Below are 19,127 nucleotides of genomic sequence, written 5' to 3' on the forward strand. Positions count from 1 at the left end.
CGCCTCCAGTCCGTCGTGGGGTCAGGACGGGCGCGGCGCGCCCCGCCTGGTCGCCACCGGACCGATCAGCCCAGCCGGATGCCGAGCAGGGCGTCGACCAGGTCGACGAGCTCGGGCGTGACCGCGGTCCCGCCCGCGATCGCGGTGTCGACCGCCGCGACTGCGCCGGGCGTGTCGAGGTCGTCGGCGACCCGTGCACGGACGCGCGCGGCGACCTCGGCCGCGTCGTCGGCGTGACCGGCGTCGGCACCGGAGGCCCACGCGTCCCACGTCGCCAGGCGCGTGGTGGCGCTCGTCAGCTCCGAGTCGAACCACTCCCAGTCGTCGGAGTACTTGTGCGAGAGCAGGGCGAGCCGGATCGCCCGCGGGTCGGCGCCGTCGTCGAGCAGCCTCCGCACGGTGACGAGGTTGCCGAGCGACTTCGAGATCTTCTCGCCCTGGTAGGCGATCATCCCGGTGTGCACGAACGCGGCCGCGAGGGGCTGGTGCGCGAGCGCGGCGGCGTGCCCGGCGCTCATCTCGTGGTGCGGGAAGACGAGGTCGCTGCCGCCGCCCTGCACGCTGATCGGCAGGCCGAGGCGGTCACCGGCGATGACGCTGCACTCGATGTGCCAACCGGGTCGCCCGGGGCCGACCGCACCGTCCCAGCTCGGCTCCCCCGCGCGGGCCGCACGCCAGAGCAGCGGGTCGAGCGGATCGCGCTTGCCGGCACGGTCCGGGTCGCCGCCGCGCTCCGCCGACAGCGCGAGCATCGTCTCGCGGTCGAGGCCGCTCTCGTCGCCGAGGGTCCACGCCTCGGTCGGACGGTTCACGTCGAAGTAGAGGTCGTCGCCCTCGGACTCGGGCGTCGGGACGGCGTAGGCGTAGCCGGTCTCCTGCAGGAACGCGACGGCCTCGGCGATGCGCTCGACCTCGTCGGTGACGGCCACGAAGTCGTCCGGGGGCAGGACGCGCAGGGCTTCCATGTCGCGACGGAACAGGTCGATCTGCGACGCGGCGAGCTCCTGCCAGTCGACGCCGTCGCGAGCCGCGCGCTCGAGGAGCGGGTCGTCGACGTCGGTGGTGTTCTGCGCGTACTCGACCTCGAGCCCGGCGTCGCGCCAGACCCGACCGAGCGTGTCGAACGCCAGGTAGGTGGCCGCGTGGCCGAGGTGGGTGGCGTCGTACGGGGTGATGCCGCAGACGTAGAGCGCGGCACGCTCCTCGCCACCGGTCGGGTCGACGGGCCTGCCGCTCGCCGTGTCGTGCACGACGGGGCGCGGCGCGGAACCGGGGACCTCGGGAACGGACGGGACCTGCCAGGCCCTCACGGCTGGATCACTCCGAGCGACAACAACACGATGAGAACGATACCGAGTGCGATCCGGTAGACCACGAAGGGAAGGAAGCTCCGCTTGCTGATGTAGTTCATGAACGCCGCGATCACGACGAAGCCGACGACGAAGGCGACCACCGTCGCGATGAGCGTGTCGGCGAGGCCGAACGGGGCGCCCGAGTCGCCGAGGCTCGTCGCGGCCTCGTACAGCCCGGACAGGAACACCGCGGGCACGGCGAGCAGGAACGCGAACCGCGCGGCGGCCGGACGGGTGTAGCCGAGGGCCAGGCCCATCGACACCGTCGCACCCGACCGCGAGACGCCGGGGACGAGGGCGAGCACCTGGGCCAGGCCGATCAGGATGCCGCCGCCGAACGTCATGTGCTCGATGCGGCGGACCTTGCGCCCGAGCACGTCGGCCACGCCGAGGACGATGCCGAACACCACGAGGACGATCGCGACGATCCAGAGCGACCGGAACGTGGTCTCGATGGAGTCCTTGAGGAGCAGCCCCGCGATGCCGATCGGGATGGTGCCGATGATCACCAACCAGCCGAGCCGGGCGTCCGGGTCGTTCCGCGGCACGGTCTTCCCCGAGAGCGACCGGAACCACCGCCCGATGATCCGGGTGATGTCTCGCCAGAAGTAGATGAGCACGGCGGTCTCGGTGCCGAGCTGCGTCACCGCGGTGAAGGCCGCGCCGGGGTCCTTCGCGTCGGGCAGGAAGAGCCCGACGATCCGGAGGTGGGCGCTCGACGAGACGGGCAGGAACTCGGTGAGCCCCTGGACGAAGCCGAGGAAGATCGCCTCGAGGATGTGCATCGGGCTGGCCTTTCGCGCGAAGGTCGGTCAGGACACCGCCACGAAGGCGACCACGAACAATATCAGTACGTGGCCAGGAGGTCGCCGAGAACTCGCCGCCCGAACGCCAGCGACGCGAGCGGCACCCGCTCGTCGACGCCGTGGAACATCGCCGGGAAGTCCACGCCGGCCGGCAGCTGCAGCGGCACGAAGCCGTAGCCCGCGATGCCGAGGGTCGAGAGCGCCTTGTTGTCCGTCCCGCCGGAGAGCAGGTACGGCAGGACCGGGGCGCCCGGGTCGTGACGGTCGAGGACGTCGCGCACGGCGTCGACGAGCGGTCCGCCGAAGTCCTGCTCGAGTCCGACGTCCTGGTGGGTCATCGTGATCGTCACGTCGTCGCCGGCGAGCTCGCGGACGCGTGCGAGCACCGCGTCCTCGTCGCCCGGCAGGCAGCGGATGTCGACGAGCGCCTCGGCCTGGTCCGGGATGACGTTGTGCTTGTACCCGGCGCGCAGCTGCGTGGGGTTCGTCGTCGTGTGCAGCGCCGCGTGGATGAAGCGCGAGGCCGAGCCCGTCGCGAGTGCGACTTCGTCCGGCCCGGTCGTCTCCGGGTCGACCCCGAGGAAGCCGGCGATCTCCCGCACCATCGCCTCGGTCGTCGCGGACAGTCGCACCGGCCACTCCTCGCTGCCGATCCGTGCGACGGCCCGGGCGAGCTTCGTGACCGCGTTGTCGCGGATGACGTGCGACCCGTGCGCCGCCGTGCCCGTGGCGGTCAGCGTGATCCAGAGCAACGCCTTCTCACCCGTCTGCAGCAGGTACGCGCGACGGTCGCCGAGCGTGACCGAGTAGCCGCCGACCTCGCTGATCGCCGCGGTCGCCCCCTCGAACACCTCGGGGTGGTGCGTGACGACGTGGTGCGCGCCGAGGACGCCGCCGGCCTCTTCGTCGGCGAAGTACGCGATCACCAGGTCGCGCTCGGGGGCGCCGTGCTGCTCGATGACGTCGCCGAGGGACGTCAGCATCATCGCGTCCATGTTCTTCATGTCGACGGCGCCGCGACCCCAGAGCATGCCGTCCTTGACCTCGCCGCCGAACGGGTCCACCGACCAGTTCGCCGGGTCCGCCGGCACCACGTCGAGGTGCCCGTGCACGACCAGCGCCGGCTTGTCACGGTTGCGACCGGGAACCCGTGCGACGACGCTCATCCGGTCCGGGTCGGACTCGAACAGCTGCGGCTCGAGCCCGAGCGCCCGGAGCTTCGCCTCGACGTAGTGCGCCGCCTCGGTCTCGCCGCGGGACTTCCCCTCGCCCCAGTTCGTCGTGTCGATGCGGATGAGGTCTCGGGCGATCGCCGCGGTGGCCTCGAGGTCGGTCAGCGTGGCCTCCGGGTTCGTCATGCCCCCACGCTACCGGTCGCCGTCGCACCCACTGCGGAGCCGGACTCCGGCGGACGCGCCCGGGATGCGCGTCCGTGTTCATCGAGCGTTCAGACCCGTGCTAGTGTCTTCTCTCGGCAGGAACGCCGGGGAAAACCCGGGAAACAGACACCAGACACCCTGTCCGGGTGGCGGAATTGGTAGACGCGCTAGCTTGAGGTGCTAGTGCCCGTATTAGGGCGTGGGGGTTCAAGTCCCCCCTCGGACACAGAAGACGAATGCCCCCTGACCTGGCGGTCGGGGGGCATTTGCTGTTGGTCGACGGTGTCGTACGGACGCGCCCGTATCCGTTGTGCATGGAGCGACACCGCACTCGTCGAACGACGCGTGGGACGTCGCACGATGCACACGCACAGACCCTCCCACCCGCCGAACGCCGGCGCGGCACCAGCGCCGCATGGCCCTCAGCGGCGCCGCAACCGCCGCACGAGCAGCACGGCACCACCGAGCGCGGCGAGCCACCCCCAGTTCGCCACGAGCGGGTCGAGCAACTGGTGCCGCCAGTCCCGCCGCGACGACCCCAGCCGCGAGGCCACGGGGTGCTTCCCCCGCTCGGCGCGCACCCCCGTCTCGCGGATGACCCGGTCCGGCCGCCCGTGCAGCGCGTCCGTCACCCGGTGCACCCCGACGTCGAGCCGATCCCCGACGACGAGGAGCATCCAGTGCGCCAGCCGGCCCTCGCTGAACCTCGCGTACGCCAGGCGCCGCACCGCTCCCGGCACCCCTCGGAGCGGCTGCGCGGTGCCGAACACCGGCGTGACGTGCGCGTGCTCGATCGACCGCTCCCGGCCGGCAGCGCCGGGCTGCTGCGCCGGGACCTCCCAGTGCGCACCGGTCGCGGCGCCGGCCGAGCGCGAGAGCTTCGGCACCGACGGCCGGTCCGCCGGGTCGAGGTCGCTCCCCCACCCGGGGATCCGGGCGCGGAGTTCCTCGGCGGACGGCACCCGTCGCGGTGGATCGGCGATGTACGGGGTGTGGTCGGACATGTCGGGCCTCCTCACGGCACGACGACGGTCTTGATGCAACCGTCGAGCTTGGACGAGAACACGTGGTAGCCCTCGGCGATGTGCTCGAGGGGGATGCGGTGCGTGATGATGTCGCTCGGCTTGAAGTGCCCGGCCTGGATGTGCTCGAGCAACCGTGGCCACTGGCGCTTCACGTGGGCCTGGTTCGTGTGGATCGTGACGCCCTTGTTCATCGCGTCGCCGAACTTCACCGCGCTCGGGATCGGACCGTACGCACCGATCGCCGAGACCGTTCCGCCCTTGCGGACGCCGTCGATCGCCCAGTTGAGCGCCGTCGGGGACCCGCCCTGCAGCTTGAGCTTCGAGGCGGTGACCTGCTGGGTGAAGTTGCCGTCCGCCTCGGCTCCGACGGCGTCGATCACGCTGTCCGCACCGAGGAAGTCGGTCTGCTTCTTCATCTCGAGCACGACGTCGTCGACCTCGGCGAAGTTGATCGTCTCGGCGTGCGCGAAGCTTCGGGCCTTCTCGAGCCGGTACTCGAGCTGGTCAACGACGATCACCCGGCCGGCTCCCATGAACCACGCGAACGCGGCGGAGAACAGTCCGACCGGCCCGGCGCCGAGCACCACGACGGTGTCGCCCTCGCGGATCGACGCCAGCTGCGCCCCGAAGTACCCGGTGCTCAGTGCGTCCGTCATGAGGAGGGCGTCCTCGTCGTCGAGCCAGTCCGGGATCACCTGGGGTCCGACGTCGGCGAACGGCACCCGCACGCGCTCGGCCTGCCCGCCGTCGTACCCGCCGGTGGTGTGCGAGTACCCGTAGATACCACCGACTGCGGTGGCGTTCGGGTTCACGTTGTGGCAGTTCGCGAAGAGTCCGCGGGCACAGAACCAACAGGTCCCGCACGAGATGTTGAACGGGACCATCACGCGGTCCCCGACCGACAGGGTCTCGACGGACGAGCCGATCTGCTCGACGACCCCGATGAACTCGTGGCCGAACGTGTGCCCGACGCGGGTGTCGGGCATCATGCCGTGGTACAGGTGCAGGTCCGACCCGCAGATCGCCGCGCGTTCCACCCGGACGATCGCGTCGTTCGGGTGCTCGACCCGCGGGTCGGGCTTCTCCTCGACGCGGACCCGGTAGGGCCCGCGGTACGTCATCGCTCGCATGGGCGCTCCTGTCGCTGGACGTGCCCAGGCTCGCGCGCCGCACGTGGGAGACGATCCAGGTCCGCGCACTTTGACCACTGCCCTCGCGATACGCAACGTCGGCGACAGCGCGCAGAGAGATACCGCTGCGAGCAACCGCCGAGGTTGCGTTTTGCGGGGGGGGGGGGGGGGGGGGGGGGGGGGGGGGGGGGGTGGGGACCCCGGGACGGACTGGAGGCGCGGTGCCAGCTGGCACCGCGCCTCCAGTCCGTCGGACGGTCGCGTCTAGCTCTTCGACGCCTCGACGAAGTTGCGTCGCGGGTCCGTCTCCTTGATGAGCGAGGTCGCGTCGCGACCCGACACGGCACCGGTGACCCAGCCGATGATGATGCGGGCCTTCCGGTTCAGGGTCGGCATCGCGTACACGTGGTACGAGCGGTGCGCGAGCCACGCGAGCAGGTTCGTCATCTTGATGCCCTTGATGTTCGCCGCACCCTTGGCGACACCGTACGACGCGACGGTGCCGATCGACGGGTGGCGGTACTCCTCGAGGGGCTTGCCGGTGATCGTGGCGACCACGTTGTCCGCCGCGACGACGGCCTGACGGACCGCGTTCTGCGCGTTCGGCGGGTAGTACGCCGGCTGCTTGTCGGCGGTCAGGTCGGGCACCTGTGCGACGTCGCCGAGGCCCCAGACGCCGGGGACGACCTCGTGAGTCTCCTCGTTCTCGACCTGGAGCTTCGCGTTCGCGGCGAGGTGGCCCTTCGGTCCGCGCGGCAGGTCGGACGCGTCGAGGAGCGGGTTCGGCTTGACGCCCGCGGTCCAGACGAGCAGGCCGGTGGCGAACTCGTCACCGTCCGACAGCTTCACGACGCCGCCCTCACAGCTGGGCATCGTGGTCTTCAGGCGGACGTCGATGCCACGGGCGCGGAGGGACTCGAGGGTCCACTTCGACAGCTCCGGGCCGACCTCGGGGGCGACGCGGTCGAGCGCGTCGATGAGGACCCAGCGCGGGTGCTCGCCGGCGAGCGACGGGTACGTCTTGATGGCGGCCTGCGACACGTCGAAGAGCTCACCGATCGCCTCGACGCCGGTGTAGCCACCGCCGACGAAGATGCTCGTGAGCAGGCGGCGACGCTCGTCCTCGTCGCGGGTGGCAGCGGCCTTCGCGATGTTGTCGAGGAGCTTGGCGCGCACGTAGGCGGCCTCTTCCACGCTCTTGAAGCCGACGCCGAACTCCTCGAGCCCCGGGGTCGGGAAGGTGCGGGTGACCGAGCCGAGCGCGACGACGAGCTGGTCGTAGCCGAGCGTGCGATCGTCGCCGCCGGCCGTGGCGATCGTGACCGTCTTGTCAGCGGACGAGATGCCGGTGACCTTGCCCTGGATCACGCGGGTCTTGCGGAGCGCACGACGCAGCTCCACCGTGACGTCCTTCGGGGCGATGTGGCCGCCGGCGACCTCCGGCAGGAACGGCAGGTAGGTGTAGTACGTGTTCTGGTCCACCAGCGTGATGCGCATCGGCACCGTGGCCGCGTGCTTCTGGAGCTGCTTGACGGTGGTGTAGCCAGCGGAGCCGCCGCCGAGGACGAGGACGTGAGGGATCGAGTCTGCCATTCCCCCGGTCTACCGGAGATTCGCTTGGTGTGTCATGAGGCCGCGCCGCCGCGCGGCCGATCCCGCAGCCGCCACCACGCCGTCTCGGCCAGTTCGACGCCCGTGTAGACCCCGTGCGGGGTCCGGCGCGACTCGGTCAGGGAGAAACGGCGCAGGCGGTACCCGCCGCCGAACCGGTCGATGATCGCCTCGGGCGAGGACTCGGCGTCGCGCTTGACGTACCAGGTGCGGTCGTCGACGGGTTCGATCACCGGCGCCCGCCGATCCGGGAGCGCAGCACGTCGATGCGCTTCTGGATCTGCTCGATGCTCGCCTGCGCCACGGCCGGGCCGCCGCTGATCCGCCGGAGTTCGGCGTGGATCGAGCCGTGCGGTTCGTTCGAGTGCCGCGACCAGATCGAGACCAGCCGGTGCAGCTCGGACCGCTGTTCCTTGATGGTCTGGTACATCGGGCGGTTCTCGGGCTCGGCGGCCTTCGGCATGCCGTCCTTGGGCGTCCGACCCTTCGCGCGCTTCACCTGCGTGGCCTGCCGGGCACGGAGGAGGTCGCGCACCTGGTCGGGTTCGAGGAGCCCGGGGATGCCGATGAAGTCGAGTTCCTCGAGCGAACCGACCTCTCCCCCGGTGCCGAACTCGCCCCCGTCGTAAAGCACGCGGTCGAACGACGCCTGCGAGTCGAGCGCCTCGAAGGGCTGGACCTCGAGCAGGCTCTCGGAGGCGCGGTCCTCCTTGTTGGCCTCGGCGACCATCGCGTCCTCGGGGTTGTACATCCCGTCGTCGGCGTCCTTCGGGCGGTCGAGGGCGTGGTCCCGCTCGAGCTCGAGCGTCGCGGCAAGCGCCATCAGCCCGGGCACGCTCGGCAGGAAGACGCTCGCCGTCTCGCCGCGACGACGGGCGCGCACGAAGCGGCCGATCACCTGGGCGAAGAACAGCGGCGTGCTGGCGCTGGTGGCGTAGACGCCAACGCAGAGCCGTGGGACGTCGACGCCCTCGGACACCATGCGGACGGCGACCATCCAGCGCGAGGTGTCGTCGGCGAAGGCCTGGATCCGGCTCGAGGCCGCGACCTCGTCCGAGAGCACGACCGTCGGCCGCTCGCCGGTGATCTGCTGCAGGATGCGGGCGTAGGCGCGGGCCGTGGTGGTGTCCGTCGCGATGACGAGCCCGCCCGCGTCCGGCACACCGCGGCGGACCTCGGTCAGGCGTTTGTCGGCCGCCGACAGCACGGCGGGCATCCACTCCCCCTCGGGCGAGAGCGCGGTGCGCCACGCCTGGGCGGTGATGTCCTTCGTGACCTGCTCGCCGAGCGACGCCGACATCTCGTCGCCCATGCGCGTCTTCCAGCGCATCTGCCCGGCGTAGGCCATGAACAGCACCGGTCGGACGACGCCGTCCTTCAGGGCGCGGCCGTAGCCGTAGTTGTAGTCGGAGATCGAGGTTCGGATGCCCTGCTCGTCGGGGGCGTACTGCACGAACGGGATCGGCGCGGTGTCGGAGCGGAACGGGGTGCCGGACAGGGAGAGCCGTCGGGCGGCCTTGGAGAAGGCTTCACGGATGCCGTCACCCCACGTCAGGGCGTCCCCGCCGTGGTGGACCTCGTCGAGGACGACCAGGGTGCGGCCGCCCTCGGTGATCTTCTGGTGGACCTCGGGGTTCATGCCGACCTGGGCGTAGGTGATCGCCACGCCCTGGTAGTGCCGGCCGAACATGCCGTCGCCGTTCTTGAACATCGGGTCGATCCGGATGCCGACGCGGTCCGCGGAGTCCGCCCACTGTCGCTTCAGGTGCTCGGTCGGGGCGACGACGACGATCCGGTCGACGGTGCCGCGGGCGAGCAGCTCGGTCGCGAGCCGGAGGGCGAACGTGGTCTTGCCGGCGCCGGGGGTCGCCGCCGCGAGGAAGTCGCGCGGTTCCTTCTCGAAGTACTTCGTCAGCGCTTCGACCTGCCAGGCGCGGAGCTTCGACGCGGTGCCCCACGCGGCGCGGTCCGGGAAGGCCGGTGACAGGTGCTGGACGGCAGCGTTGCCGGCGGCTTCGGCCGCGGCCACGGCGTCGTCGTGAGCCGCTGCGGCGGGGCCGTCGGCGTCGACCCCGAGGGACGCCTGGTCGGCCGCGGCGGAGTCGTCCCACAGGGACGCGGGCTGGTCCCCGGGCCCTGGCTGATCGGTGTACTCGGCTGCGCTCACTTCAGCAGATTCTACCGTCACCCTCGGTCCTGCCGAGCGTGCGGGACGTGCCCCTCGGGCGTGCCGCGGACCAGGGAGGCCGGTCGCAGCACACCAGCACCGAAGCGCGCGGCGACCGCGTCGACCGTGGTCTCCGTCTCGCGCCACGGCGCGTCGTCGTCCCACAGCGCGTTGCTCGCCGCGGCCGGCACGAGGTTCTCGCCGCGGACGCCGATCAGGCGGATCTGGTTGCCCGGCCGGTGCAGCACGTCGTACAGCTCGACGGCTTCGCGGTGCAGGCGCTTCGCGACGTCGGTGGGCTCGGCCAGGGTCCGGGAGCGGGTCAGGGTGGTGAAGTCGGTGTACCGCACCTTGAGCGCGACCGTGCGGGCCTGCACGTCGGCGCGGCGGAGACGCACCGCGACCTTGTCGGCCAGGCGCAGGAGCTCACGCGCCACGTCGTCGCGCTCGGTCAGGTCGTGTCCGAACGTGACCTCGTGCCCGATCGACTTCTCACCGACGCCGCCCTCGACGGTGCGGGGGTCCCGCCCCCAGGAGAGGTCGTGCAGGCGCTGCCCGCCGGCAGGACCGAGCGCGGAGACGAGTGACCCGAGCGGGGTGGTCGCCAGGTCGCCGACGGTGCGGATCCCCCGGCGTTCGAGGGTCTCCTGCGTCTTGCCGCCGACGCCCCAGAGCGCGGAGACGGGCTGCGGGTGCAGGAACGCCACCGTGTCGGCCGCGGGCACCACCAGCAGTCCGTCGGGCTTGGACCGGCTGGAGGCGAGCTTCGCGACGAACTTCGTCGACGCGGCGCCGACGGAGCAGTGCAGCCCCGTCTCGGCGAACACGGCCGCGCGGATGGCACGCCCGATCTCCCACGGGGTGCCGTAGAGCCGCAGCGCGCCGGCGACATCGAGGAACGCCTCGTCGATGCCGAGCTTCTCGACGCGGGGTGTGAAGCGGTCGAAGACGGCCATCACGGCGTCGGACTTCGCCCGGTACTTCTCGAAGTGCGGCTCGACGATGATCGCGGCGGGACAGCGGCGCTTCGCGACGGCCATCGGCATCGCGGAGTTCACGCCGTACTTCCGGGCTTCGTAGGTGGCGGCGGTGACGACGGACCGGTCCGAGTCGTGCCCGACGATGACGGGCAGTCCGACCAGGTCCGGACGGTCGAGGAGCTCGACCGAGGCGAAGAAGGCGTCCATGTCGACGTGCAGCACGGTGGCCGTGAGGTCGTCGACGGGCGCGTCGGACACCAGCCGGTTGCGTCCGTCCTGCTTGCTCACACGGCGATGATGCCAGCCCCCACCGACAACGCCGCGCGTCAGCCGAGCGGACCGAGCACCGACGCCGCGATCGTCCGCGCCGCCGAGTCCCGCGAGGACGGGTGGTACTGCCCGGCCCGGACGTCACGAGCGAGTCGGGCGAGCTCGCCGCCCGCGCGGTAGGCCCCGCCGCCGACGACGCGCATCGCCTCGTCCACGACGTGCTGCGCGGTGTCCACGGCGCGTGCCTTCGTCCCCACGAGCAGCGGGAACCACCGCGCGCCGAGGTCGTCCAACTCGTCGACGGACCGCGCGAGCGAGGACACCTGCAGCTCGATCGCGTCGACCGCCCCGCGCAGGTCCGCGATCGTCCGGCGCACGTCCGGGTCCTCGGACCGGGGCGTCCCGTCGAGCGATGCGCGCGACTGCACCGCCGACACCGCCAGCGACACCGCACGCGACGCGATGCCGACGTACACCGACGCGATGAGGAGCTCGAACGCCGCGAAGACCCCGAACACGAGCGGGTCCTGGTTCGGCCCGACCGGCAGCGACCGCACGATCCGCTCCGCCGGCACGCGCACGCCGTGCAGCTTCGTCGTGCGGCTCTGCGTCGCCCGCATCCCGAGCGTGTCCCAGTCGTCCAGGTGCTCGACGTCGCCGTCGGCGCGCAGCACGAAGCCGTGCACGAGCCGCGGCTCCGGCCCGGTCTCGTCCTTGCCGAACACGCTCAGCACGTCCCACGCGGGCGCGAGGGAGGTGAACACCTTGGTGCCGGTGAAGCGGTACCCGCCGTCGCCGTCCGGCTCCGCCGTCGTCGACGAGTCGAACAGGACGGCGTCGTTGCCGGGCTCGCTCACCCCGAACGCGAGCAGGTGGTCGTCCGACGCGTGGTCGGTGACGGCCTGGAGGAACGACTCACCCCGCGCGGTGACGGCCCGCGCCGCCTGCACCCACACCTGGTGCATGCCGAGCCCGAGCGCCGTCGCCGGTGCGGCCTGCGCGAGGCGCCGCTGCACCGCGCTCGTCGCGGCGAGCCCGAGGCCGGACCCGCCCCGCTCGACCGGCACGCCGATCCGCAGGTAGCCCGCCGCCCGGAGTTCGTCGAGGTCCTCGGTGCAGAACGCGTTCGCGGCGTCGTAGCCGGGGGCGCGTCCGGCGATGCGGTCGAGCAGGTCCTCCGGCGCGGTCCAGCCCGCGGCTGCCGTGTTGGCCTTCGTCATGGCACGAGACTATGGTCCGAGTCGTGTCAGATCGTCATCCGTGGTCCAGGTACGTCGCGATCGGTGACTCGTTCACCGAGGGGATCGGTGACCCGGACCCCACGGTGCCGGGCGGCAACCGCGGCTGGGCGGACCGGGTGGCCGAGGTCCTGGCGAACCAGACCGACGACTTCGCCTACGCCAACCTCGCGATCCGCGGTCGCCTGCTGCAGCAGATCATCGACGAGCAGGTCGAGCCGGCGCTCACGCTCCGCCCCGACCTCGTGACCGTGTCGGCGGGCGGCAACGACATCATCCGGCCCGGCTCCGACCCCGACGAGCTCGCCGAGCGGGTGGACCGGATGGTCGAACGGCTACGGAGTGACGGCGCCACCGTCGTGCTCTTCACCGGCCCCGACGTCGGGATGACCCCGGTGCTCGGCATGGTGCGCGGCAAGACCGCCATCTACAACGAGAACCTGCACGCGATCGCGCTGAAGCACGGCGCCCTCGTCGCGAACATGTGGGCGCTCCGGGTCCTTCGCGACCCGCGGATGTGGGCACCCGACCGGCTGCACCACTCCCCGATGGGCCACGCGACCGTCGCAGCCGCGGTGCTCGACGCCCTGGGGGTCGAGCACGGGCTCGCGCCGTTCAACCCGGAACCGCTCGAGGCCAGGCCGTGGCGCGAGGCCCGCGCCGAGGACCTCGGCTGGGCGCGCGAGTACCTCGTGCCCTGGGTCGTCCGCCGCATCAAGCACACGTCGTCCGGCGACGGCGTGGTCCCGAAGCGCCCGGAGCTGCAGGACGTCGTCGAGCACAAGTCCGACACCCCCTGAGCCCGCCGTGCGTCGCAGCCGAGGTCCCGCAGCCGTGCCCGCCGGTGTGGTCACGGCCGCGGTGGTGGTGTCGCTCCTGACCGGGTGCTCGGGTCCGGACGTCATCGGCGAGCCCTACCACGGCGCCGGCCCGGGTGGCCTGTCGAGCTCACCGCCCGCCACCGGTCCGGCGGTGGGGTGGGTCGACCCGGGCGAGCGGTTCTTCGTCACGACCTACGGGTCGTCCAGCTGCCCCACCGCTCCGACGGGCATCGAGTCCGGCGACCGGGGGCCGGTCGTGACGATGACGACGACGACGACGATGACCGGTGGCAACGCCTGCACGGCCGACTTCGGTCCGGCGTCGTACGCGCTCGACCTGCCCGCACGCTTCCGCGACGCGGACGACGTCGTCGTGTCGCTCCGGTTCGAGGACGCTCCGGACGTCACCCTCGACCTGCCGGCCCCGGCTCCCTGACGACGGCCGTTCGGTTCGCACCCCGCCACGGACGTCGCGCCCCGGTGTGCGGGGGTGCGACGTCGCCGCGGGGGTGCGATCGGGTGGGGCTCAGTCGGCCGGACGACGGAGGGTGAGCGGGCCGTCGTGCAGCGGCTCGGTCGCCCAGCTGGCGGAGACGGTCGCGGTGCCGGGGTCGACGCGCAGGTGCAGCAGGTGCGGGGTGTCGACGAAGCGGACGTCCACCAGCACCGTGCCGTCCGGGTCGACCGCGCCGCTCGCCGCGAGGGCGCCGTCGACGGCCCACTCCCCCTCGCCGACCGGCACCGAGAGCGTGCCGCCGTCGACGTCGATCGTCGCCCGCCAGCGGTCGACGTCGTGCGTGAACACGAGGCCGTCGAGCTCCGGCCCCGTGAACGGACCGGCGGCAGCGAGGTCGGGGAGCCGGCCACCCCGCACCGGGGGCAGCCCCAGGGAGGCGAGTCGTGCCTCCAGGCCGTCGTCCCCGGCCCCGTCGGCGTCCGCAGCGTCGACGGCGGGCAGCAGGTGCTGCCAGGCCGCGTCGAGGACCGCCTGCATGTCGAGGCTCTGCCCGGTGATCGCGAGGACGACGTCCTGCTCCGGCAGGACCACGCAGAACTGGCCGTACGCGCCGTCGCCGCGGAACCCGTGACGGGCCATCCAGAACTGGAAGCCGTACCCCTGGCGCCAGTCCGGGTTCGCCTCGGCGGGGTTCTCCACCTGCGTGCTCGTCGCTGCGGCGACCCAGTCCTCGTCGAGGATCCGCTCGCCCTCCCACACGCCGCGCTGCAGGTACAGCTGACCGAGCTTCGCGACCGACTCCGTCGTGGCGTAGCAACCGCTGTACCCGAACTCGGCGCCGGACGCGTCCCGCCGCCAGGCGAGGTCGTCGATGCCGAGCGGGTCGAGCAGCCGGGGACGGAGGTACTCCACGAGGGAGACGCCGCTCACCCGACGGACGATCGCGCCGAGCGTGTAGGTGCAGGGCTGGTTGTAGGCGAAGACCGTGCCGGGTTCCTCGTCGGGCGGCAGGAGGAGGAAGCCGCGGACGGTGTTCGACGGGTCGAGGGCCTCGGCACGGGCGATGGTCTCCTCGCGGTGACCGCTCGCCATCGCCAGCAGGTGCCGGACCCGGATGCGGCGGCTGCGCTCGTCGGTGACGTCGGCGTCGAGCTCTGGGAAGTACGACAGGGCGGTGGCGTCGAGGTCGATGCGACCCTCGCGGACGGCGATCCCCACCGCGGCGGCGGTGAAGCTCTTGCTCAGGGAGTAGAGCAGGTGGACGCGGTCGCGGTCGTACGGCCGCCACCAACCCTCCGCCGCGACCTGGCCGTGGCGGAGGAGCACGAGGCCGTGCGGTTCCACGTCCGGGGTGGACTCGAGGGCGTCGAGGAAGGCCGCGATGCCGCGGGCGTCGATGCCGAGGGTGGACGGGGCAGTGCGGGGGAACGTCGTCGTCACACGTCCGACACTACGACTCCGTGGCCGCGATCGGCAGGGGCCGGACGTCGGGGGCCGGGTCAGTGGCCAGTCGGGCATGGGTCTCGACGTCGAAGCGCTCGTCGCCGTAACGGAGCCTCTCGCGCTCGATCCCCTCGGCCGCGAAGCCCGCGCGGGTGGCCACGCCGCACGAGTCGGGGTTGTTCGTGCGGTGCCCGAGCTCGAGGCGGTGCAGTCCGAGGGCGAAGGCGTCCTCGGCGGCGGACACGAGGGCACGGGTCGCCAGCCCTCGGCCGCGTGCCGCGGGGGCGAGCCAGTACGAGATCCACGCGGTACCGTGCCCGTACTCCACGGAGGTGACGCCGACGGACCCGACGACGGTGCCGGTCCCGTCGTCCACCGCCCAGTTGCGGGCGTGGTCGTCGTGCCGGTACCGGGAGGCGATGAACGCGGCCGCCGCCGCGTCGTCGTCGAACGGCGACCCGCCGAGTTGGCGTGCGAGCTCCGGGTCGGCCGAGGCCGCGCGCAGCACCGGCGCGTCCGCCGGAGACCAGGGCCGGAGGTGTGCGGCCGGCGGGGTCGTCACGCGCCCTGGAACGGGTTGGTCCACCGCCACCACACGCCCGGGTCGTCGATCGAGCGCTCGAGGACCAGCGGGACCGTCACCGGGTCGTGGTCGGAGACCGTGAAGCGCACCTGCCCGACGCGCTCCCCCTTCGTGCCGAGCGTGATCCGGTCGAGGTGGGCCTTCGCCGAGACGGTCGTCTTCCCCCACACCAACACCTCGGACGCCTTCCCGGACACGGCGTCGGCCTCGTCCTGCCACGGCGTCGAGAACGTCCCGAAGGTCTGTCCCGCATGCGTCAGCGTGACGACCTGGAAGTTGTCCGCCACCGACCGGAGCAGGCGCTGCACGTCGACGTCGAGCGAGTCGTGGTCGACCCCGCCGAGGATGGTGCCGACGACCGTCACCGACCTGCCACCGCGCTCGTAGGTCGCCGCGAACAGCAGGCAGGCGCCGGCTTCGTCGAGGGTGCCGGTCTTGATGCCCTCGACACCGTCCAGTCCGAGGAGCTTGTTCGAGTTCTCGATCTCGCCGGCGCCGGGCACGGTGACCTTCTTGGTCCCCACGACCTCCTTCACCACCGGGTTCGCGAGGGCGAGCTGGCCGAGCTTGACGAGGTCCGTCGCGGTCGAGGTGTTGTCCGCGTCGAGCCCGGTCGGCTCGTCGATGGTCGTGTGGTCGAGGCCCTGGCGTTCGAGCCACGAGTCAGCGGCACGGTCGTAGGCGCCGAGCGACCCGAACGCCCAGATCGCGAGCGACCCCGCGTAGTTGTTCGCCGACTTCATCAGCATGACCTGCAGCGTCTGGTACTCGGAGAGCTTCAGGCCGGCGGGCATCGGAGCGACCTCGCCGTTCACCGCGAGGTACTTGGCGTAGAGGCCCTGCATCTCGGCGTTGAACGCGATCGACGGTCCGGGTTCGCCGGGCTGCAACGGCTTGGCGTCGAGGACGACGAGTGCCGTGACCACCTTCGAGATGCTGGCGATCGACCGGGGCTTCGTGTCCCCGCTGGTCCGGAGGCTCTCCGGGAAGTCGGTGGCCTCGACGGCGGTGGCGCCGTAGCCGGGGAAGGCGAGGTCCGGCACCGTGGAGGTCGGCGCCGAGTACGTGGTGGTCGAGGCGCTTGCCGGGGCGAAGGGCACGACTGCCGCGGCGACGAGGTAGCCCACCGCCAGCACGAGCACGGCCACGACCGAGATCGTCACCGGCCTCCGGACGGCGGAACGGGGGCGGCGGACGACTCGTGACACGGGAACCGAGCGTACCGGGGGCCGGTCCCGGGAGGCTGCGAGGACATGCCGCCGGTCACGAGTCGTGCTCGCGTTCGATGTCGGTCCGATCAGGATCGCGGAACTGCAGTCAAGCGACTCTGGTGCGCCGTCCGGCGCCCCGGTGGGATGGCGTTCCGAGAGGCTGCGGGCACGACCGTCCGCGACCAGTACGGAGAGGACACACGATGACCGACAAGAAGCCCCGCGAGGAAGCGATCGAGAAGGTCGAGGAGGCGCACGAGGAGGAGAAGCGACGCGCCGAGGAGGCCGAAGAGCGGCGCCTGGAGTAGGGCGACGACGATGACGACCTCCTCCCCGTTCCGATCACCGACCCGGCGCCGGGTCGCCGTCGTCGGCGGGTCGCTCGGTGGCCTCTTCGCCGCGGCCCTGCTCAAGCAGGACGGCCACGAGGTGACCGTGTTCGAGCGCTCGCCGACGGGCCTCGAGCGCCGTGGGGCCGGACTGGTCGCCCAGCAGGACCTGGTTCTCGCGCTCCGGCGGCTCGGCCTCGACCGAGCGGCCGACGTCGGCGTCCTGGCGCACGAGCGGATCACGCTCGACCAGTCCGGGCACGTCGTCTCCCGCGACCGGTCCCCCCAGACGCAGGTCTCGTGGGACCACCTCTGGGTGACCCTCCGGAACCTGCTCGACGACGACCAGTACCTCCTCGACCACCGCGTCGAAGCGGTCCGAGCGGACGACGCCCACGCCGAGGTGGTGGGCGCCGACGGACGCGCCCGGTCCTTCGACGTCGTCGTCGGCGCCGACGGTGCGAACTCCGTCGTCCGCCGCTTCGTCGCGCCCGACGAGCACACGAACCGGTACGTCGGGTACAGCACCTGGCGCGGACTCATCCCGGAGCGGGCCCTGCGCGCAGAGACCGCGGACGTGCTCCTCGAGCGTTTCGCGTTCTTCACCGGGCCCCGCTCGCACGTGCTCGGCTACCTGGTGCCCGGACCGGACGGCGAGACCGAACCCGGCCTCCGCCGGTACAACTGGGTCTGGTACCGACCGATCGGGCCGAGCCGGCTCGAGCGGATCATGCGGGAGTCCGGGCGTCCGCCGACCGGGACCTCGCTGGCACCCGGTGACCTGCCCGACCTGCTCCGCGACGAGCTGCACTCCGACGCGGTGTCGGAACTGCCCCCGCAGTTCGCCGCAGCCGTCCTGGCGGAACCGGCCCCGTTCCTCCAGGCCATCGTCGACTACGTCGCACCGCGCTTGACGGCCGGCCGGGCCGTGTTGACGGGCGACGCGGCGGCCGTCGTGCGTCCGCACACCGCGATGGGCGCGGCGAAGGCCGCCGGTGACGCCCTCGCGCTGGCCGACGCGCTCGCGCGACGACCGCTCGACGCCGCACTGTCCGCCTACGCGAGCGACCGGCTCGACGTCGCACGGGCGGTCGCCCGGTACGGCGTCCGACTCGGCCACTCGATGCCGTTCGCGCGGGAGGGATGACCCGTGTCGAGCGGTCGCGACACGCACGCGCCGGGAGCCCCCGGCGCGCGGCTGGGCGCCGCGCTCGTGCTGCTCGCCTTCGGGTCCGGCGCGGCGGACGCGTTCGCGTTCCTGCTGCTCGGCGGCATCTTCACGGCGAACATGACCGGCAACCTCGTGCTGCTCGGGATGTTCACCCGCCCCGACTGGCTCGTGACGGTCGCCGGCGCGGCGACCGCGCTCGTGGTCTTCGCGGCCGCGGCGTTCGTGGCCTTCCGGGTGTCGCCGACGCCGGTGACCGGTACGGCATACCCGAGACGGGCGTCCGGGCTCCTGGCCGTCGCCGGACTCGTCCTGCAGCTCGGCCTGCTCGTGGCGTGGGCGACCACCGGCGGGCACGTCGGGACCGCCGGGTCGTGCGGGATGATCGCGCTCTCGGCGGCGGCCCTCGGCACGCAGACGGTGCTGGCGAAACGGGTCTCGGGCGCCTCCGGCGTGACGACGACGTTCGTCACCGGGACGCTGACCTCGCTCGTCGAGGAGCTCGCAGCGCGCCGACCCGGCGTGCGACTGGTGCAACTGCTGGTCGTCCTTGCCGTGCTGGCGGGCGCCGTCGCCGGGACCGCCCTCGTACACGCCGCGCCGATGGTCGTCCCGCTGCTCCCACTCGTCACGACCGGATCGGCACTGGTCGTGCTCACTCGAGACGAACGGAGGGGACCCCGTGCTCGACCCGCTTGACGACGCGCTGTCCAGGATGACGGCATCGCTGGAGAACGAACTCGTGGTGCGCGACTTCCTCGACAACTTCCGCGCACGCGACCTCGACCAGCTCGTGCCGTTCCTCGACACGGACGTGGTCTACCAGCCGGCCACGTGCAGCCAGATCCGCGGGCGGACCGCGGTGCTCCGCTTCTGTGCGGCGATCCTCGAGAGCTTCGAGGTGTTCGACATCGTGCCGGACCGGGTCACCTCGAGCGGGTCGCTCGTGATGCTCGACCAGACGATCCACGTGCGGTTCCCCGGCGAGCCGGAACGCACGCTGATGGGGCTCGCGTCCTTCGAGGTGCGTGACTTCCAGATCACTGCGTGGCGGCAGTTGCAGGGGTGAGGGGCGGAGTCCGGGCGCCGTCGCGCGAGTTCTTGCGCGTGCGTGCGTCCTTGCGCGTGCGTGCGTCCTTGCGCGTGCGTCCGCGCGC

At 72.1% G+C, this 19,127-nt stretch carries 18 protein-coding genes and 1 tRNA gene; 6 read left to right on the plus strand and 13 right to left on the minus strand.

The window, feature by feature from the left end:
- Nucleotides 1-65 precede the first annotated feature (65 nt).
- The 3 genes from mshC to BIU96_RS17705 form a co-directional block, all read right to left on the minus strand.
- The gene (mshC, locus tag BIU96_RS17695; RefSeq protein ID WP_071293932.1) at nt 66-1,310 is read right to left on the minus strand and encodes a cysteine--1-D-myo-inosityl 2-amino-2-deoxy-alpha-D-glucopyranoside ligase; all 1,245 of its coding nucleotides are present in this window, start codon (nt 1,308-1,310) and stop codon (nt 66-68) included.
- Nucleotides 1,307-2,137, minus strand: a complete 831-nt coding sequence (locus BIU96_RS17700; protein ID WP_071293933.1) for an undecaprenyl-diphosphate phosphatase — start codon at nt 2,135-2,137, stop codon at nt 1,307-1,309. Before BIU96_RS17700 ends, mshC begins: the two co-directional genes overlap by 4 nt.
- 62 nt (nt 2,138-2,199) lie before the next feature.
- Nucleotides 2,200-3,516, minus strand: a complete 1,317-nt coding sequence (locus BIU96_RS17705; RefSeq protein WP_071293934.1) for a M20/M25/M40 family metallo-hydrolase — start codon at nt 3,514-3,516, stop codon at nt 2,200-2,202.
- A 161-nt stretch (nt 3,517-3,677) separates the two neighbouring features.
- Here BIU96_RS17705 and BIU96_RS17710 point away from each other — a divergent pair.
- A tRNA-Leu gene (locus BIU96_RS17710) sits at nt 3,678-3,763 on the plus strand.
- Nucleotides 3,764-3,959: 196 nt separating this feature from the next.
- Here the strand turns inward: BIU96_RS17710 and BIU96_RS17715 are convergent.
- The 7 genes from BIU96_RS17715 to BIU96_RS17745 all read right to left on the minus strand — a co-directional run bounded on the left by BIU96_RS17715 (nt 3,960) and on the right by BIU96_RS17745 (nt 11,940).
- Entirely contained in the window at nt 3,960-4,541 is a 582-nt protein-coding gene (locus BIU96_RS17715; protein ID WP_071293935.1) for a hypothetical protein, read from the minus strand.
- An 11-nt stretch (nt 4,542-4,552) separates the two neighbouring features.
- Nucleotides 4,553-5,692, minus strand: coding sequence for a zinc-dependent alcohol dehydrogenase (locus BIU96_RS17720; protein ID WP_071293936.1), 1,140 nt, complete (start codon nt 5,690-5,692; stop codon nt 4,553-4,555).
- Nucleotides 5,693-5,956: 264 nt separating this feature from the next.
- Nucleotides 5,957-7,285: an NAD(P)/FAD-dependent oxidoreductase gene (locus BIU96_RS17725; protein ID WP_071293937.1), complete on the minus strand. Its 1,329-nt coding sequence runs from the start codon at nt 7,283-7,285 to the stop codon at nt 5,957-5,959.
- A gap of 32 nt (nt 7,286-7,317) precedes the next feature.
- Entirely contained in the window at nt 7,318-7,536 is a 219-nt protein-coding gene (locus BIU96_RS17730; protein WP_071293938.1) for a hypothetical protein, read from the minus strand.
- The gene (locus BIU96_RS17735) at nt 7,533-9,332 is read right to left on the minus strand and encodes a DEAD/DEAH box helicase (RefSeq protein ID WP_071293998.1); all 1,800 of its coding nucleotides are present in this window, start codon (nt 9,330-9,332) and stop codon (nt 7,533-7,535) included. Before BIU96_RS17735 ends, BIU96_RS17730 begins: the two co-directional genes overlap by 4 nt.
- Before the next feature lie 155 nt (nt 9,333-9,487).
- Nucleotides 9,488-10,738 (minus strand): DNA polymerase IV, encoded by a 1,251-nt coding sequence (gene dinB / locus BIU96_RS17740; protein WP_071293939.1) that lies wholly within the window; start codon nt 10,736-10,738, stop codon nt 9,488-9,490.
- Nucleotides 10,739-10,776: 38 nt separating this feature from the next.
- Entirely contained in the window at nt 10,777-11,940 is a 1,164-nt protein-coding gene (locus BIU96_RS17745) for an acyl-CoA dehydrogenase family protein (RefSeq protein WP_071293940.1), read from the minus strand.
- A gap of 23 nt (nt 11,941-11,963) precedes the next feature.
- Between BIU96_RS17745 and BIU96_RS17750 the strand changes: the two genes are divergently transcribed.
- Both BIU96_RS17750 and BIU96_RS17755 read left to right on the plus strand, forming a co-directional pair.
- Nucleotides 11,964-12,758, plus strand: a complete 795-nt coding sequence (locus tag BIU96_RS17750; protein WP_071293999.1) for an SGNH/GDSL hydrolase family protein — start codon at nt 11,964-11,966, stop codon at nt 12,756-12,758.
- A 34-nt stretch (nt 12,759-12,792) separates the two neighbouring features.
- On the plus strand, nt 12,793-13,215 hold the full coding sequence (locus BIU96_RS17755) for a hypothetical protein (RefSeq protein WP_071293941.1): 423 nt from the start codon (nt 12,793-12,795) through the stop codon (nt 13,213-13,215).
- A gap of 90 nt (nt 13,216-13,305) precedes the next feature.
- Here BIU96_RS17755 and BIU96_RS17760 read toward each other — a convergent pair whose 3' ends face one another.
- The 3 genes from BIU96_RS17760 to BIU96_RS17770 are packed head-to-tail and all read right to left on the minus strand — an operon-like array spanning nt 13,306 to nt 16,470.
- A complete protein-coding gene (locus BIU96_RS17760) occupies nt 13,306-14,676 on the minus strand; it encodes a serine hydrolase (protein ID WP_071293942.1) in 1,371 nt (456 codons plus the stop codon).
- A gap of 10 nt (nt 14,677-14,686) precedes the next feature.
- Entirely contained in the window at nt 14,687-15,241 is a 555-nt protein-coding gene (locus BIU96_RS17765) for a GNAT family N-acetyltransferase (RefSeq protein WP_071293943.1), read from the minus strand.
- Nucleotides 15,238-16,470 (minus strand): D-alanyl-D-alanine carboxypeptidase family protein, encoded by a 1,233-nt coding sequence (locus BIU96_RS17770; RefSeq protein ID WP_139200130.1) that lies wholly within the window; start codon nt 16,468-16,470, stop codon nt 15,238-15,240. Before BIU96_RS17770 ends, BIU96_RS17765 begins: the two co-directional genes overlap by 4 nt.
- Nucleotides 16,471-16,791: 321 nt before the next feature.
- On the opposite strand from BIU96_RS17770, the gene BIU96_RS17775 reads away from it, so the two are divergent.
- From BIU96_RS17775 to BIU96_RS17785, 3 genes are read left to right on the plus strand one after another with little or no spacing between them, the layout of a single operon-like run.
- The gene (locus BIU96_RS17775; RefSeq protein WP_071293945.1) at nt 16,792-17,949 is read left to right on the plus strand and encodes an FAD-dependent monooxygenase; all 1,158 of its coding nucleotides are present in this window, start codon (nt 16,792-16,794) and stop codon (nt 17,947-17,949) included.
- Nucleotides 17,950-17,952: 3 nt separating this feature from the next.
- Nucleotides 17,953-18,669 carry a DUF1275 family protein gene (locus BIU96_RS17780; protein WP_071293946.1) on the plus strand — a complete coding sequence of 239 codons (717 nt, stop codon included), beginning with the start codon at nt 17,953-17,955 and terminating at the stop codon, nt 18,667-18,669.
- Nucleotides 18,653-19,039 (plus strand): nuclear transport factor 2 family protein, encoded by a 387-nt coding sequence (locus BIU96_RS17785; protein WP_071293947.1) that lies wholly within the window; start codon nt 18,653-18,655, stop codon nt 19,037-19,039. Before BIU96_RS17780 ends, BIU96_RS17785 begins: the two co-directional genes overlap by 17 nt.
- Nucleotides 19,040-19,127: the final 88 nt, after the last annotated feature.

Origin of the sequence: Curtobacterium sp. MCBA15_008 (assembly GCF_001865065.1) — a bacterium.
Lineage (GTDB): Bacteria > Actinomycetota > Actinomycetes > Actinomycetales > Microbacteriaceae > Curtobacterium.